General features: G+C 58.4%; 16 protein-coding genes. 4 read left to right on the top strand and 12 right to left on the bottom strand.

Translation table 11 applies throughout. The annotated features are described in order from the left end of the window. Positions 1-4: 4 nt before the first annotated feature. The 4 genes from leuA to CRP02_RS22580 form a co-directional block, all read right to left on the bottom strand. Positions 5-1,714 carry a 2-isopropylmalate synthase gene (leuA, locus tag CRP02_RS22565; protein ID WP_003513556.1) on the bottom strand — a complete coding sequence of 570 codons (1,710 nt, stop codon included), beginning with the start codon at positions 1,712-1,714 and terminating at the stop codon, positions 5-7. A gap of 299 nt (positions 1,715-2,013) precedes the next feature. Beyond that, positions 2,014-3,201, bottom strand: a complete 1,188-nt coding sequence (locus CRP02_RS22570) for a benzoate/H(+) symporter BenE family transporter (RefSeq protein WP_097172889.1) — start codon at positions 3,199-3,201, stop codon at positions 2,014-2,016. Between the two features lie 88 nt (positions 3,202-3,289). Beyond that, complete coding sequence (locus CRP02_RS22575) at positions 3,290-3,934, bottom strand: NrsF family protein (protein ID WP_097172343.1); 645 nt, start codon at positions 3,932-3,934, stop codon at positions 3,290-3,292. Beyond that, a complete protein-coding gene (locus tag CRP02_RS22580) occupies positions 3,931-4,446 on the bottom strand; it encodes a sigma-70 family RNA polymerase sigma factor (protein ID WP_179784167.1) in 516 nt (171 codons plus the stop codon). Before CRP02_RS22580 ends, CRP02_RS22575 begins: the two co-directional genes overlap by 4 nt. Before the next feature lie 218 nt (positions 4,447-4,664). Between CRP02_RS22580 and CRP02_RS22585 the strand changes: the two genes are divergently transcribed. Further along, positions 4,665-4,841, top strand: coding sequence for a hypothetical protein (locus CRP02_RS22585; protein WP_097172344.1), 177 nt, complete (start codon positions 4,665-4,667; stop codon positions 4,839-4,841). A 116-nt stretch (positions 4,842-4,957) separates the two neighbouring features. Here the strand turns inward: CRP02_RS22585 and CRP02_RS22590 are convergent, their stop codons facing one another. Then, complete coding sequence (locus tag CRP02_RS22590; RefSeq protein WP_003513567.1) at positions 4,958-5,539, bottom strand: ATP-dependent Clp protease proteolytic subunit; 582 nt, start codon at positions 5,537-5,539, stop codon at positions 4,958-4,960. A gap of 233 nt (positions 5,540-5,772) precedes the next feature. On the opposite strand from CRP02_RS22590, the gene CRP02_RS22595 reads away from it, so the two are divergent. After that, complete coding sequence (locus CRP02_RS22595; protein WP_003513569.1) at positions 5,773-6,363, top strand: HupE/UreJ family protein; 591 nt, start codon at positions 5,773-5,775, stop codon at positions 6,361-6,363. 100 nt (positions 6,364-6,463) lie between these two features. Next, positions 6,464-7,216, top strand: coding sequence for a DUF2076 domain-containing protein (locus CRP02_RS22600; RefSeq protein ID WP_097172345.1), 753 nt, complete (start codon positions 6,464-6,466; stop codon positions 7,214-7,216). Positions 7,217-7,241: 25 nt separating this feature from the next. Here the strand turns inward: CRP02_RS22600 and queF are convergent, their stop codons facing one another. The 4 genes from queF to CRP02_RS22620 form a co-directional block, all read right to left on the bottom strand. After that, on the bottom strand, positions 7,242-7,706 hold the full coding sequence (gene queF, locus CRP02_RS22605) for a preQ(1) synthase (protein ID WP_013636627.1): 465 nt from the start codon (positions 7,704-7,706) through the stop codon (positions 7,242-7,244). A gap of 17 nt (positions 7,707-7,723) precedes the next feature. Continuing rightward, positions 7,724-8,626, bottom strand: coding sequence for a cation diffusion facilitator family transporter (locus CRP02_RS22610; RefSeq protein ID WP_097100687.1), 903 nt, complete (start codon positions 8,624-8,626; stop codon positions 7,724-7,726). 155 nt (positions 8,627-8,781) lie between these two features. Further along, the gene (locus CRP02_RS22615; protein WP_097172346.1) at positions 8,782-9,210 is read right to left on the bottom strand and encodes a glyoxalase superfamily protein; all 429 of its coding nucleotides are present in this window, start codon (positions 9,208-9,210) and stop codon (positions 8,782-8,784) included. A 69-nt stretch (positions 9,211-9,279) separates the two neighbouring features. Then, positions 9,280-10,386 (bottom strand): branched-chain amino acid ABC transporter substrate-binding protein, encoded by a 1,107-nt coding sequence (locus CRP02_RS22620; protein WP_065662206.1) that lies wholly within the window; start codon positions 10,384-10,386, stop codon positions 9,280-9,282. Positions 10,387-10,673: 287 nt separating this feature from the next. Between CRP02_RS22620 and CRP02_RS22625 the strand changes: the two genes are divergently transcribed. Beyond that, positions 10,674-11,849, top strand: a complete 1,176-nt coding sequence (locus CRP02_RS22625) for a DUF3095 domain-containing protein (RefSeq protein WP_097172347.1) — start codon at positions 10,674-10,676, stop codon at positions 11,847-11,849. Between the two features lie 118 nt (positions 11,850-11,967). On the opposite strand, the gene CRP02_RS22630 is transcribed toward CRP02_RS22625, so the two are convergent. The 3 genes from CRP02_RS22630 to choW all read right to left on the bottom strand — a co-directional run bounded on the left by CRP02_RS22630 (position 11,968) and on the right by choW (position 14,708). Beyond that, positions 11,968-12,291: an ArsR/SmtB family transcription factor gene (locus CRP02_RS22630; protein WP_003513586.1), complete on the bottom strand. Its 324-nt coding sequence runs from the start codon at positions 12,289-12,291 to the stop codon at positions 11,968-11,970. 522 nt (positions 12,292-12,813) lie between these two features. Continuing rightward, complete coding sequence (choV, locus tag CRP02_RS22640) at positions 12,814-13,860, bottom strand: choline ABC transporter ATP-binding protein (protein ID WP_003513591.1); 1,047 nt, start codon at positions 13,858-13,860, stop codon at positions 12,814-12,816. Continuing rightward, the gene (gene choW / locus CRP02_RS22645; protein WP_097172348.1) at positions 13,857-14,708 is read right to left on the bottom strand and encodes a choline ABC transporter permease subunit; all 852 of its coding nucleotides are present in this window, start codon (positions 14,706-14,708) and stop codon (positions 13,857-13,859) included. Before choW ends, choV begins: the two co-directional genes overlap by 4 nt. Positions 14,709-14,831: the final 123 nt, after the last annotated feature.

Genomic DNA, 14,831 nt, shown 5'->3' on the forward strand with positions numbered 1-14,831 from the left:
AAACTTACCTAGCTCGCTCTTCCAGCACCCGATTGGCCGCCGAAACAATCGCCTCCAGCGAAGCGCCAACAATATTGGTATTCACCCCGGCGCCGAACAATTTTCCGCCCGGATGCTCCATCTCGACATAGGCAATGGCCGAAGCATTGGACCCGTGTTGCAGTGAATGCTCGGAATAGTCATTCACCGACAGATCGATGCCGAGATAAACCGAAAGCGCATTGATGAACCCGTCGATAGGACCGGTGCCCTTGCCCTCGATGCGCTTCACCTCACCGTTATCGGTGATTTCCGCGGCGACGATGCGCACGCCCTTGAAGTCGCCAGCCGGATAGGTGTGGTGATCGACGAACTTGATGCGCGCATTTGGCTGCGTCACATAACGTTCCATGAAGCGCTCGTAGATGCGCTTGGCCGGCAGTTCCACGCCCTCTTCATCGGTGATGCGCTGGATGTCTTCGCGGAACTCCACCTGCAGGTTGCGCGGCAGGTTGATGCCGTAATCCTGCTGCAGAATATAGGCGATTCCACCCTTGCCGGACTGCGAATTGATACGGATGATCGCTTCGTAGGAGCGGCCGACATCCTTCGGATCGATCGGCAGATAGGGCACTTCCCATACCGGGTGATTGGCAACCTTGATCGCCTTCATACCCTTGTTGATCGCATCCTGATGCGAGCCGGAAAACGCCGTATAGACCAGTTCGCCGACATAAGGGTGGCGCTCGGGGATCGTCATCTCGTTCGAATATTCGTAGACCGCCTTGATGCGCTCAATATCGCGGCAATCCAGCTCCGGATCGACGCCCTGCGTATACATGTTCAGCGCCAGCGTCACGACGTCGACATTGCCGGTGCGCTCGCCATTGCCGAACAGCGTGCCCTCGACACGGTCCGCACCGGCCATCAGAGCCAGCTCCGTCGCAGCGATGCCAGTGCCGCGGTCGTTGTGCGGATGCAGCGAAATGATGACGTTTTCGCGATTGTCGATATTGCGGCACATCCATTCGATCTGGTCGGCATAGATGTTCGGCGTCGCCATTTCGACTGTGGAAGGCAGGTTCAGGATCAGCTTGTTATCCGCCGTCGGCTTCACCACCTCGACCACGGCATTGCAGATTTCCAGCGCCACTTCCAGCTCGGTGCCGGTAAAGCTTTCCGGAGAATATTCGAAGCGGAAACCGCCGCCGGCCTTGGCCGCCATGTCGGTGATCATCTTGGCGGCATCGACTGCAATCTGCTTGATGCCGTGTACATCCTTGCCGAATACCACGCGGCGCTGCAATTCCGAAGTGGAGTTGTAGAAGTGGATGATCGGCTTGTTGGCGCCTTCCAGCGCTTCGAAGGTGCGGGTGATCAGTTCCGGACGGCACTGCACCAGCACCTGCAGGGAAACGTCCTCAGGCACATTGCCCTGCTCCACGCACCAGCGGGCAAAATCGAAGTCCGTCTGCGAAGCGGAGGGGAAACCGATCTCGATTTCCTTGAAGCCCATTTCGAGCAGCAGCTTGAACATACGGGCCTTGCGGTCGTGGCCCATGGGGTTGACCAGCGACTGGTTGCCGTCACGCAGGTCCACCGAACACCAGATCGGCGCCTTGGTGATGGTCTTGCCCGGCCACGTGCGGTCAGGAATATTGATGGTCGGGTAAGGGCGATACTTGACGTTCGCGTCCGACATGCCTTTGGAAATATTGGTGATCTTGCCGTCCATTTCGCTTCCTCCTTGCGCAGTCCGCGGGCTTCTCGAGCCATCGGCGGATGCGCGGCCCTCAAGGGCCTAAATCCAGTATAAAATGAGATTTCGAGATGAGGAGCGTTTGCGCCAGCGGGCTTTCGGCCGCCGGGCGCTCCTCACTGGACCCGGCAACCGCGTGTAAGGTCGAGGCTAAGAAGCGAGAGTGCACCGCACGGAGAGGCAATCGCAGAAATCTGCGCGCTCATGCCGGAAATGGTTGCGATGCTGTTGCTCATGGGCAAGCTTATAATCGGCGAAATATTTGGATGCAAGGGCTATTGTCTCTTCAATCCTTTTACAAAACCGGTCAACGCCATCATCAACCCGCCGCCTATCAGCCCCCAGAAGGCACCGGAGACACCGGCGAAGGAAAGGCCGGAGGCGGTGATGAGGAAGGTGATCGCCGCCGCCTCGCGTGTTTCCGGGTCCTTAAAAGCCGCAACGGCAGAGCCGGAAAAGGCGCCCACCAGTGCAAGCCCCGCCACCGCCTGAATGAGGATTGGCGGCGCCAGTGCCACGAAAGCCGTTACCGCGCCCGCCAGCAGGCCGAAGACGATGTAGCCGACACCGCCGATGATCGCCGCCCAATAGCGCCGTTTCGGATCAGGATGGGCGTCCTCGCCAGCGCACATCGCCGCCGTAATCGCAGCAAGATTGACCGCATGGCCGCCGAAGGGTGCGGAAAGCAGTGAGAAGAAGCCGGTCGCCGCGAAAAGCGGTCCGGGCTGCGGATCGTAGTGATTGACCTTCAGCACTGCGATACCGGGAATATTCTGCGAGGCCATGGTGACTATGAAGAGCGGCAGCGCGATGGAAATGACGGCGTGCAGGCTGAAGACGGGCATTACCCACTCCATCGGAGGCGTCAGCGATTGCGCCACACGGTCAAGCGCCCCAGCCGGAATATCGACACCGAAGATCATCACCAGCACGAAAGCGGCAAGCGCTGCAGGCACGGCAAAAAGTCGTTTAAAGGCTCCCACCACGATCCAGGCAAGAATGATCGGCAATCCGAGCGCCGGGTTAAAGCCGATCGCCTTGATCGGCGCAAAACACAGGCCGATGATGACCCCGGAGAGCATGGCGTTGGCCAGTGGCGCTGGAATGGAGGCGACCGCCTTTCCGAGCGGCCGGAACAGGCCGGCAATGATGATCAATATGGCGCAGATGACGAACCCGCCCACGGCTGCCGGAAAGCCGCCCTCGATCACGCCCGTGGTCGCCAGCAAGGCTGCACCGGGTGTCGACCATGCGATGCTGACGGGCATCCGCGTCGCGACTGAAAGCGCAATCGCGCAAACCCCCATCGCCACCGAAAGCGCCATCAGCCCTGACGCTGCCTCGAAATCCGTCGCACCGACAGCCTTCAGGCCCTGCAACACCACGGCGAAAGAACTGGCAAAGCCGACAAAGGCGGTCAGGCACCCCATGAACAGGCTCTGGACGGAAAAATCTTTCATCAACATGGCGGTTCCCGGATCTTCTGTTTCCCTTGAAGATCAAAAAACCCAACCGCTGGCAAGATGCCCGCAGGCTGAACAGGTACGCCTTTTACCAGCGCAGAAAACGCGAACCGGCAAAAGCGCCGATCAGGCCGGTGAGGAAAATGCCAAGCGAATACCAGATCAGCACGAAAGCCATGCCGTTTTCGGTGCAGAACCAGGAATAAACCCAGGCTCCGGCTGCACCCGCCGCAATGCCCGCGACAAAACCTGCTAGGGCTGGATCAGCCGGGGCTGAACGTTTGAGAACTGAAAAATTCGCCAGGAATACCGGAAACGCGAAAGCGACGATCAAAAACGGGCAATGCAGCGCGGACGACCCGAGAACAAGCGTCCTGTAATTGTCCGGAAAGGCAAACCCCAGCTGTACGAGCGCTATCGCCGCCATCACAACGAAAATCACCGCAAGCCAAACGAATAAGCAGCCGCTGTTTCCCTCGGGGCGGGTAAGGCGGCCGACCGCGAAAAACGCAGTCAAGGCCAGCAGGGCGTTATACGCGGACTTGATCCAGAAACCCAGCTCGGTCAAGGCGTCGTGCATGTCGACCCGCGGCCCGAGAATGGCAAGCATCAGCAACAGCGAAACGCCAAGGCAGGGCAGGACGGCCAGCGCCAGCCGGCGCTCCAGTGCCAAGGCAGGCACGGGCTTGAGGCCGCTTGCCAGTTGTTCAATGATGTCTTCCGTCTTCCTCACGTTTCGCCTCGCAACTTTGCCGCCAGCATTTTAAGCGTCCTGTGAATACCGACCCTCGCCGCAAGCTCGGTCTGGCCGGATTTTTTGGCCGCTTCGGCGATTGACTGACCCTCGAGTTTCACCCTGCGAATGAGGTCGCGTTGCCGCTCCGGCAACTCGTCGAGCAACCGTTCCACATCCATGCGTGCCGTGAGCTGATCGACCGACGATCCCGCTTCCAGCGTCTCATCAAGTTCCACTTCCGAAAGCTGGCGCGCACCCCTGCCCCTGTAGTGATCGATGAGTTTGTAGCGCGCTATCGAAAAGAACCAGGCGGTAAACGGCCTTGCTCGATCATAGGTCTCGCGTTTGGCGTGAAGCGACAACAGGGTTTCCTGAACGAGATCTTCCACATCCCCCCGTGAAGCGGCCCTCATGCGCCTGTCGAAATAGGCTGTCAGCAGCCTGCGTAGGGCATGGAGCAAATGCCTGTAAGCGCCCTCGTCCCCATCAAGGGAACGCAGCATCAGCATTTTTAATGTCTCTTCCGAAAGGCTGCCTGTCATCGTCACTGTCGGGTTATTCGCAATCGGCGGGATATTGTTACATAATGGCGTGAAAAGAATCTCGCCCGAATATGATGTCACAAACGCGTGAGCGTGTAACGACACACGGGCCCCCACCGAATGGACAATCGTGAGCCCCGGTGCAACGCCGGCGGACATTTAATGACGTCCAGAGGAGATCTTTCATGACCCGCATTTTTACCGCCATCGCCACCGCTTCCATGCTGTCTGTTCTTTCTTTCGCAGGCATCGCCCATGCCGACGGCATGAAAACCGATATGACGAAAATGCATAACGACACCATGAAGACGCAGACGATGAAAAAAGGCGACATGATGAAGGCCTGCAACACGATGAAGTGATGCCGGCCGAACATTCAATGCACATGACCGGGAGCGGCACGTATCATCCGGCCTGAATGAAAAAAGCCCGTACCGGTTTCCACCGGCACGGGCTTTCTCAACCAAAAATTAAAACCTTAAACTTCCGACTGGCTCTCGACGATCTTGCCAACGAGGCCGTAGCCCTTGGCTTCTTCAGCGCCGAGCCAGTAATCGCGATCGATGTCCTTTGCGATCTTTTCTTCGCTCTGGCCGGTGGCCTTGGCGAAGATCTTGATCAGGCGCTGGTTCATCTTGATGATTTCGCGGGCCTGGATTTCGATGTCGGATGCCATGCCGCGCGTGCCGCCGGAGGGCTGGTGCAGCAGGAAGCGGGTGTTCGGCAGGCAAAGGCGACGTTCCTTCGGCACCGAAACATAGATCAGCGCGCCAGCGGAAGCGACCCAGCCCGTACCGATGATATAAACCTTCGGCTTGATGAACTTGATCATGTCATGGATCGAATCACCAGATTCGACATGGCCGCCCGGCGAATTGACGTAAACGCGAATGTCGTCGTCGCTGGCGGCGGCAAGTGCAACGAGCTGCGTGCAGACCTTCTGCGCCAGTTCCTGCGTGATGCCACCATAGATGAAGATCGAACGCGACTTGAAAAGATTCGCTTCCGTTTCCTTGCCGATCGGCAGTTCCTTGCTCTTGTCGTCTTCGTCTTCGTTCATCAGCGGCTCTCCAGCGTAATTCATGCATGCCCTTCGGACATAGTGCGACTTGTTACGTAAGGCAATGAGCAAAAAAGGCAAGGTTTGCGCCCCAACAATAAACAGCACCCCCGGCAGATGACGCATGGACAGCCTCTCCGGGTTCGCGGTATCGTCAGGTCCTCATTGCAGTGCCGCCGATTGCGGGAGCCCCAAGATCCCCTTGCCGGCGGCGATAATCAAAAGAGGGAATCATGCTGAAAAGACTAAGCCTTGCTGCCGCAGCGCTCGGCGCCACCGCCCTGCCCGCTTTCGCCCATTTGAACCCGGAAGAACACGGCTCCTTCATGGCCGGCGTGTCCCACCCCTTCTTCGGTGCGGATCATATCCTGGCAATGGTTGCCGTTGGCCTCTGGGCATCGCAGATCGCCATGGCGCAGAATGACCGCAAGGCGCTGTGGATCGTGCCTGCCGCCTTCGTCGGCACCATGGCCATTGGTTTCCTGATGGCCGTTTATGGCATCGGCCTTCCGTTCGTTGAACCTGCCATCCTGGCCTCCGTCATCGGACTCGGCCTGCTGGTCACGATTGCGGCAAAGCTTCCGACGGCAGCCGCTGCGGCCGTGGTCGGCGCTTTTGCCCTTTTCCACGGCCATGCCCATGGCGGTGAACTCGGCAGCGCCGGCGCCCTGCAATTCGGCATCGGTTTCATGATAGCAACCGCGATCCTCCATCTCGCAGGCATCGTGCTTGGCCTGCGCATTGCCCGTTTCGGCTCGGCCGCAAGCCGTACCGCCGGCGCACTGACGGCGATAGCGGGCCTTTCGCTTGCCTTCGGCGGGTGACGATCATTACCGAAATTTAAAGTTTCGGCCGCTTTGAAAAGCCTGAATTTGGACCTACCTCCTTATCGTTGATTTCCGCTTCACGGTAAGGAGGCATCATATGTCACCGGAAGAAAGCCAACTTCTCAAGGCCCTGTTCGACAGGACAAAAGCCGCATCCGCCACCCCGCGCGACCGCGAGGCGGAAATATTGATCGCAGATGCCGTGCGCGATCAGCCCGCAGCCCCCTATTATCTCGCCCAGGCGGTGATCGTTCAGGAAAAGGGTCTGGAAGCGGCAGCAGCACACATCCAACAGCTCGAAGACCGCATCCATGCGCTGGAAGGCGGTAATGCGGCCCCGCAAGCAGCCGCACAGGGTGGTTTTCTGAGTTCGATCTTCGGCACCGGCCAACAGCAATCACCTGCTCCAGCACCCGTCTCGCCACCGCCCCAGACATCATGGCGCAACGATACGGCAGGCCAGACAGCAGGTCCCTGGGGCTCAGCCGGCCGCGCACCTGATCCGCAGCCCGGTGGCCTCTGGAGCCAGCAACCCGCAGCGGCCGGACGCTCCGGCGGCGGTTTCCTGCAAGGTGCGCTCGGCGCTGCTGCAGGTGTTGCCGGCGGCATGCTGCTCGCCAATTCGCTGAGCGGTATTTTCGGCAACCACGCATCGTCGCTCGGTATTGGCTCGCCATTCGGCGGCGGCAATCCGCTGGGCAACAACGCACCGGTCGAAGAAACCGTCATCAACAACTACTACGGCGACAGTTCCGCCCAGCCGGACAATAATAACGATGTCCAGCAGGCCGATTACGACGACAGCGCCGATGACGATTTCGATCAAGGCGACGACGGGTCGTTCGCCTGAACGTTCTCAACCGTGAAAAGCCGGATCAGCCGCGGCCGCGATAGGTCGGCACACCCTGATCCGGCAACCACACGCCCTCGGGCACCGGTCCGGTCTGCCAGAAAACGTCAATCGGAATACCACCGCGCGGATACCAGTAAGCGCCGATGCGCAGCCATTTCGGCTGCAACAGCTCCACCAGCCGCCTGGCGATATAGACCGAGCAATCCTCGTGAAATGCGCCGTGGTTGCGGAAGGATTGCAGGAACAGCTTCAGCGACTTCGATTCCACCAGAAAATCACCGGCAATATAGTCGATGACGATATGGGCGAAATCCGGCTGTCCGGTCATCGGGCAAAGCGAGGTGAATTCGGGTGCTGTGAACCGCACCACGTAATCGGTACCGGCATTGCCGTTCGGCACCTTTTCGAGAATGGCCTTTTCCGGGCTCTCGGGCGTATCGACCTTCGCGCCCAGCTGCGACAGGCTGGAAACATCCGTCACGGACATGGAAAACTCCTGCTTATTCAAACGATCACTTTGACGCCATGCGCCTTTTCGCCTTCCGGCTCGACGTGAATGGCAAGGCTGGCACCCGGTATGACGTCCCTTATGGCATCTTCAAGGCGGTCGCAAATATCATGTGCCTCCCGCACCGTCATCGGGGCGGGAACGACCACGTGAAAATCGATGAAGGCGGCCGAACCGGCGCGGCGGGTTCTGAGATCATGCACGCCGATGATGCCGACGGAATTTTCGGCGATCGCCTTCTTGATCGCCTCGTCTTCTTCCGGTTCCACCGCCCGGTCCATCAATCCGCCGAGCGAATGCAAAATGACCTTCGATCCCTGAAAAAGGATATTGATGGCCACCAGAATGGCGAGCAGCGGATCGAGAATGGCGTAACCCGTCAGAAGCGCCAGAACCAGGCCGACCAGCACCCCTGCCGACGTTACGACATCCGACATGATATGATGACCATCCGCCTTGAGAGCTGGTGAAGCGTATTTCCGGCCGACGCGGATGAGGATTGTCGCCCAGACAGCGTTTATGACACCCGCTGACGCGTTGATGGCAAGACCGAGAACCGGCGCTTCCGGCAGCTTTGGGTTGAAGAGACCACCCCAGGCCTCCTGCACGATCAGTAGCGCGGCGACGACGATCAGCACGCCCTCAACGACAGCCGAGATATATTCCGCCTTGTGATGGCCGAACTGGTGATCGTCATCTGCGGGCTTCTGCGCATAACGGATGACGAAATAGGCAATGAATGCCGCAACCACATTGACGGTCGATTCCAGACCGTCCGACAGCAGCGCTACCGACCCCGTGACCCACCAGGCCACGAGCTTGAGGCCAAGCACGCCGAAAGAAAGTGGAATGCCCCAGAATGCGAGCTTCCTTACCAGTGCATTGCCTTCAGTGTTCATTTTTGCCCCCGTGCGGATGCGAACGAATTGCAGACCTGACCGCCAAAACGCACGAACCGCGCGCACGGGGTCTCCGTGCACGCGGTTCGCTATTTGCGCTTCCTATCGTTCAAACCGCAGCCGAGGTCAAGACCCATGAGGTCACGTCGAAGACGTCACCCCTCGCTTTTCTGCTCACAGAAACGGATACGGTTGCCGAATGGATCGATGACTTCCATGACATTGCCCCAGGGCAATTCTTCGACACCAGGCTTCAGGAAGCGGTAGTCTTTGCCCGCCAGCTCTTTTTGGAAGGCATGCACGCCGTGCATGGTGGCGAAGATATTGGAGCCCGGCGTCGCGTCGCCGTGATGGCCGCTGAGGTGAAGCCCCATTCCGGCCCGCGAAACCTGCATGTAGAGCGGGAAGTTTTCGCCGAAGCGGTGTTCCCAGTCGACCTTGAAACCGAGAAAATCAACATAGAATTCCCGCGCCTTGGCCTCATCGAAAATTCTGAGAATCGGGAATATCCGCGCAAAGCCGATGTGAGGAAGGTTTTCCCCACCCGCCGCGCTTGCATCCCGGGCGTCCAAGTCATTGCCCATTCTGCTTGCCCCTTGTCACGCAACGGAGATGGTACCGGCCGCAACGGATGCGGCCGGTACGCCTGATCCTTATTCGGCTGCGACGATCTTGCCGTCCTGCCACTTGTAAAGCGAGAAAGCCTGCGACGACAGGTCGCCACTCTCGCCATAGGTGACCTTGCCGATCGCCGTGGCAAAAGCGTCACCGCTCTTCAGAGCCGTGATGACCGCTTCGGAATCCTTTGCGCTTCCAGCCTTCTCGATGCCGGCCTTCAGCACTTCGACGGCAGCGTAAGCGTTAAGGGTGAAGGCTTCCGCAGGGATGTTGGCGGCCTTTAGAGCTTCGGCAGCAGCCTTGGAATCCTCGTTCTTCAGGGCGTCGGAGGCGTTGGTGAAGATCGTGCCTTCACCAGCCTTGGCACCGATGTTCCAGAACTCGCTGTTCGACAGGCCGTCACCGCCGATAACGGCAGCCTTGGCGCCGATATCGTTCAACTGACGCACCAGAAGACCGGCTTCCGGATGGTAACCGCCGAAATAGACGATATCGACATTTTCAGACTTCAGGCGGGCCGTCAGCGCGCCGAGATCCTTTTCGCCTGGTGTCAGCGCGTCATAGAGAACTTCAGTAACGCCACCGGCATTCAGCGTGGTCTTGAAGGCATCCGCCAGACCCTTACCGTAAGCGCCCTTGTCGTGAATGATGGCGACCTTCTTGTCCTTGAGCTTGGCAAGAACGTATTTCGCCGCAACTTCTGCCTGCTGGTCATCACGACCGCAAGTGCGGAAAACGTTGGCAAGGCCACGGTTCGTCAGGCCCGGCGAGGTCGCCGTGGGGGTGATCATCAGGACGCCGTTTTCAGCAAACACGTCCGATGCCGGAATGGCAACGCCGGAGGTAACCGGACCGACGACGAAATGGATGCCTTCGGCAACCAGCTGGTTTGCGGCCGACACACCCTGCTTCGGCTCGCCGCCATCGTCAGCAAGCTTCAGAACGACCTGCTCTCCGAGAATGCCGCCCTTCTTGTTGATTTCATTGACTGCCGTCTGGGCGCCGTTCTTGACCTGGTCGCCATAGGCGGCGACGGGACCGGTAAGCGGCGCAATCAGGCCGATGACGATTTCGGCATGGGCAAGCGGTGCGAATGCGAAGGACGCTGCAAGCGTCACGCTGGTCAATGTCTTCAGTTTCATCCTGGTGTCTCCTTGGAAATGGGGTCTCAGCCCCGATGAGCGCCTTGGGCGCCGACCGAATGAAACTTCGCGGACGCCTCCCGGCGAAAACCCGTTCCATTTTTGAATTCCGAGCCTTCATTTCAACTCATACGGAAGGTTTGATGGCTTATGCAAGTCACCTTTGCTGGATAAGGTCTATTCGCGGTAAATCTATCGTCAGGCCAGCCTCGATCGTGCCATCGAAACGGGCGAGCGCAACGGCGTAAACGCTTGGCGTTTGGTAGCCGCAGGAGGATAATGGCGGTATGATAACAGCAGATGACGAATTTCTGACGGGCCTGCCCGTCTTCCGACATTTCGAAGACGTGGCCGACCCGGCGCTTTATCGCGCCCTGCCGCCGGGATGGGCGTTGGCCATTGCCGATATCATCGATTCGACAGGAGCGATCGGCACCGGCAGATATAAGTCCGTCAACATGGCGGGCGCTGCGGTCATCTCAGGCATATCGAACAGCCTCGGGCGTCACGACCTGCCCTTCGTGTTCGGTGGCGATGGAGCCGCCGTTGCGGTGCCACCGAACGGGATACCCCTTGCGCGCACCGCCCTTTCGAACGTGCAGCGCTGGGTGAAGGACGATCTCGACCTTTCGATGCGTGTGGCGCTTGTTCCGGTGGAGGACATACGCAACAACGGCTTCGATGTGCGCGTCGCGCGCTTTCAGGCAAGCGAGGATGTTTCCTACGCCATGTTTTCGGGCGGCGGCAACAGCTGGGCCGAGGCGCGGATGAAGGAGGGGCAATATGCCCTGCCTACGGTTTCGACAGGCGGGCGGCCGGACCTGACCGGCCTTTCATGCCGCTGGAACCCCATTCCGGCAACCCATGGCAAGGTGGTGTCGATCATCGCCATGCCGGGACCCTCACGGGATATGCCGGCATTCCGGCAGCTGGTCATCGATCTCGTCGATCTGGCCACGCAGGACGCAAGACAAGGCCACCCCGTGCCGGAGGATGGGCCGAAACTGGGCTTCGTTCGGGAAGGCCTCGGTCTGGAAGCCAGGGCAGGTGCGGCCTATCACGATAGCTGGGGCAAGGTGCGCCGTTCGCTCCGCATTCTCGGCGAGAGCTTGCTCGTGAATTTTCTAGGCATGACGGGATTGTCGCTCGGACGATTTAATGCGGATCGCTATCGGCGCTCGGTTGCCAGCAACACCGATTTCCGGAAATTCGACGATGGCCTGAAAATGACTGTTGATATCGACGCCGAGAGGCTCGAAAAGATCCGTGCGCGGCTGGAGCTGGGGCGCCTCTCCGGCACCTGCAATTTCGGCCTGCACGAGCAGGACGCCGCATTGATGACCTGTATCGTGCCCTCCCCGCTTTCGAAGGACCATATGCATTTCGTCGATGGTGCCGACGGCGGCTATGCCGCTGCGGCAAGCCGGCTAAAGCAACAGATACAGGCTGCGTCTTCGCCCTGAGTGGCGCGGACGCCTTTTCACCGCATTACATGCGAGCCAGACACCAAAAAAGAAAAAACCGGCGTCATGCGCCGGTTTCAACGGAATGGCACCGCCGGGCCGTGGGATGGCCGTTATATCAGGCGGCAGCAGTCTTGCTGCTCTTCTGAACCTGGCAATAAATCTCCTCGAGGGAAGCGAGGATTTTTTTGACGGATTCGGAATTGCTGGAATAATAGATGGTCTGAGCATCCCGTCTTGTTTTCACCAGCCGCTGGGCACGCAATTTCGAAAGATGTTGCGAGAGCGCGGACTGGCTGAGACCAACTTGGGAGGCGAGAACACCGACCGGCACTTCCGTATCCACCAGCGTGCACAAGATCATCAGGCGCTTGGGATTCGCCATCGCTGAGAGCAAGTCTGCAGCGGCGATGCTATGTTCCGACAGAGATTGGTTATCCATACGCTCAAGTCTCCTGATGACAGTCGAAAAGACCGTCATGGTGGCTATTATAGGTGGTCCAAAAGGTGTTTTTTATAATTCAGTCGATACGTTGTATATACCTAAATCTTGCTTATATCGTGTCTCCCTCCAAGACTATTCTTCATTGATCATTTACCTAGACATATTGATCAAATTTTCAGACTTTTGCCTGTTTTTCGTCATTTTAGCAACAAACTGCTACATTCTCAGTAGTATTTGGAGCAAAAAACAATCAAAAATTGAGCACGCAAATCTTGTCTTCCAATGTCTGGCTTCGTGACCACTACCTTACACCACCTTAAATTTAGCAAGGAGGTACAGAATCTAGTTTTACTTTGCGCAATTTTCTCAAAGTTTGCAATATGCTTTTTATTCGTAATTATTTTAATGCATAACTTATAATGTCCTGGGTATTCTTTTTCTTTATACCAGCATTAGGTAATACAAAAAGGCCTTCCGGGGAGGAAGGCCTTTCGTTTTCTCGACCAATGCGAGTGTTTCTCATTTCTTTCGGTGGCGAGTAAGGCCTGTCACAATTTCGTCTGCGGAAATCGTGCCTATAATTGCGCCATTATCGACAACACCGATCGCGCCGGAATGTTTCGAGAGCGCATCAAGGATGTCGATCAGCGGCGATGTCGGACGGGCGGTGGCGGCCACGTTCAACCGGCCGTTTTGTTCATCCACGCCTGGCTTCATCACGTCCGCGGCGGTCAGCATGGAGATCGGGTTCATGTTCTGCACGAAATCCGCGACATATTGCGTAGCCGGTTGCTTGACGATCTGCTGCGGCGTACCGCACTGGATGATGCGCCCGCCTTCCATCATGGCGATGCGGTTGCCGATGCGGAATGCCTCGTCCAGATCGTGACTGACGAAGAGGATGGTTTTCTTCAACCGGCTCTGGAACTCCAGAAGTTCGTCCTGCAGGCGGCTTCTGATGAGCGGGTCGAGCGCCGAGAACGGCTCGTCCATCAAAAGAATGGGCGCTCCGGTTGCGAAGGCGCGCGCCAGCCCCACGCGCTGCTGCATGCCGCCGGAAAGCTCCCCCACCTTGCGGTCGGCCCAGGCGGACAGGTTCACCAGCTCAAGCTGCTCGGCCACCATGCGCTTGCGCTCGGCTTCCGGCGTCCCGGAAAGCTCCAGTCCGAAACCGACATTGTCGGCAACGTTTCGCCATGGCAGAAGGCCGAATTGCTGGAAGACCATCGAAACCGTATGCATGCGCAGATCGCGCAGCGCCTTCGCCGTCGCCCGATAGGGATCGACAAAACCGGACGCCGTCTTCACGCTGACGTTGCCGCGCACCACCGGCGCCAGACCGTTAACGGCCCTGAGCAGCGTCGATTTACCGGAGCCCGAAAGCCCCATGAGCACGAGTATCTCGCCCTCATTGACCGAAAGCGAGGCATTCGCAACGCCGAGGACCAGTCCGGTCTGCTCGTTGATCTCGTCACGCGTGCTGCCCTTGTCGATCAGCGCCAGCGCCGCCTCGGGCCGGTCGCCGAAGACGATATCGACATTTCCGAAGATGATTGCATCACTCATAGATCATGCTCCGTGCCGGGAAGGCGGAAAAGTCGGTCGAGAACGATCGCCAATATGACGATGCACAACCCCGCTTCGAAGCCCATGGCGATGTTGACGGTGTTCAAGGCGCGTACCACCGGCACCCCCAGGCCGTTGGCGCCGACGAGGGCGGAAATGACCACCATCGAAAGCGAAAGCATGATCGTCTGGGTAAGGCCCGCCATGATTTGCGGCGCAGCGAAGGGAAGCTCCACCTTGCGCAGAACCTGCGATGGCGTGGCACCGAAGGCGATGGCCGCTTCCACCAGTGCCGGCGGCGTCGAAACGATGCCGAGACGGGTCAGGCGCACGGGCGCGGGAATGGCGAAGATGACGGTGGCGATAAGCCCGGGAACCATGCCGAGGCCGAACAGCACTAGCGCCGGAATGAGATAGACGAAGGTCGGAATGGTCTGCATCAGATCCAGCACCGGGCGCATGCCGGCATAGATCCACTTGCGCCGCGCCGCCAGTATTCCAAGCGGTATGCCGATGACCATGCAGACGGCGCTGGAGGCAAGAACGAGCGCCAGCGTTTCCGTCGTCGCCTTCCAGTACCCCAGATTGATGATGAACAGCAGACCAAGCGCCGTGAAGACCGGCATGCCAACCGACCGCCTCGTCCAGGCCGAAAGAGCCGTCACAATCGCGACGATGACCAGCGGATGCGGCGCCTGCAAAACGTAAAGCAGGGCGTTAATGACGCTTTGGAAAATGAAAGAAAGCCAATCGAAGAAAAAAGCGAGATTGCCGGTCAGCCAGTCAATGGCCTCCTTGGCATATCGGCCGACGGGCAGGCGGTTTTCAGGAGCGCTGAGCCATTCCACGGTAAGACAAGACCTTTCGTGAACCAGAGCAATTCCAGTAAAAATGCGTAACGGTTTTGGGTCCGGAATTGCAAAAAAATAAGAAGAACAGGCATTGAAGGTGATCCCGTTTCACCGGAAATG

This window comes from Rhizobium sp. AN5, from assembly GCF_900215255.1.
In the GTDB taxonomy this organism is placed as follows: domain Bacteria; phylum Pseudomonadota; class Alphaproteobacteria; order Rhizobiales; family Rhizobiaceae; genus Agrobacterium; species Agrobacterium tumefaciens.

Coding starts and splice junctions, on each gene's coding strand:
- CRP02_RS22615 (WP_097172346.1), bottom strand. CDS start 9,210: ATGGGCAATGACTTGGACGCCCGGGATGCAAGCGCGGCGGGTGGGGAA.
- queF (WP_013636627.1), bottom strand. CDS start 7,706: ATGTCCGTGACGGATGTTTCCAGCCTGTCGCAGCTGGGCGCGAAGGTC.
- CRP02_RS22595 (WP_003513569.1), top strand. CDS start 5,773: ATGCTGAAAAGACTAAGCCTTGCTGCCGCAGCGCTCGGCGCCACCGCC.
- CRP02_RS22630 (WP_003513586.1), bottom strand. CDS start 12,291: ATGGATAACCAATCTCTGTCGGAACATAGCATCGCCGCTGCAGACTTG.
- leuA (WP_003513556.1), bottom strand. CDS start 1,714: ATGGACGGCAAGATCACCAATATTTCCAAAGGCATGTCGGACGCGAAC.
- CRP02_RS22585 (WP_097172344.1), top strand. CDS start 4,665: ATGACCCGCATTTTTACCGCCATCGCCACCGCTTCCATGCTGTCTGTT.
- CRP02_RS22580 (WP_179784167.1), bottom strand. CDS start 4,446: ATGCTGATGCTGCGTTCCCTTGATGGGGACGAGGGCGCTTACAGGCAT.
- choV (WP_003513591.1), bottom strand. CDS start 13,860: ATGAGTGATGCAATCATCTTCGGAAATGTCGATATCGTCTTCGGCGAC.
- CRP02_RS22625 (WP_097172347.1), top strand. CDS start 10,674: ATGATAACAGCAGATGACGAATTTCTGACGGGCCTGCCCGTCTTCCGA.
- CRP02_RS22610 (WP_097100687.1), bottom strand. CDS start 8,626: ATGAACACTGAAGGCAATGCACTGGTAAGGAAGCTCGCATTCTGGGGC.
- CRP02_RS22590 (WP_003513567.1), bottom strand. CDS start 5,539: ATGAACGAAGACGAAGACGACAAGAGCAAGGAACTGCCGATCGGCAAG.
- CRP02_RS22620 (WP_065662206.1), bottom strand. CDS start 10,386: ATGAAACTGAAGACATTGACCAGCGTGACGCTTGCAGCGTCCTTCGCA.
- CRP02_RS22600 (WP_097172345.1), top strand. CDS start 6,464: ATGTCACCGGAAGAAAGCCAACTTCTCAAGGCCCTGTTCGACAGGACA.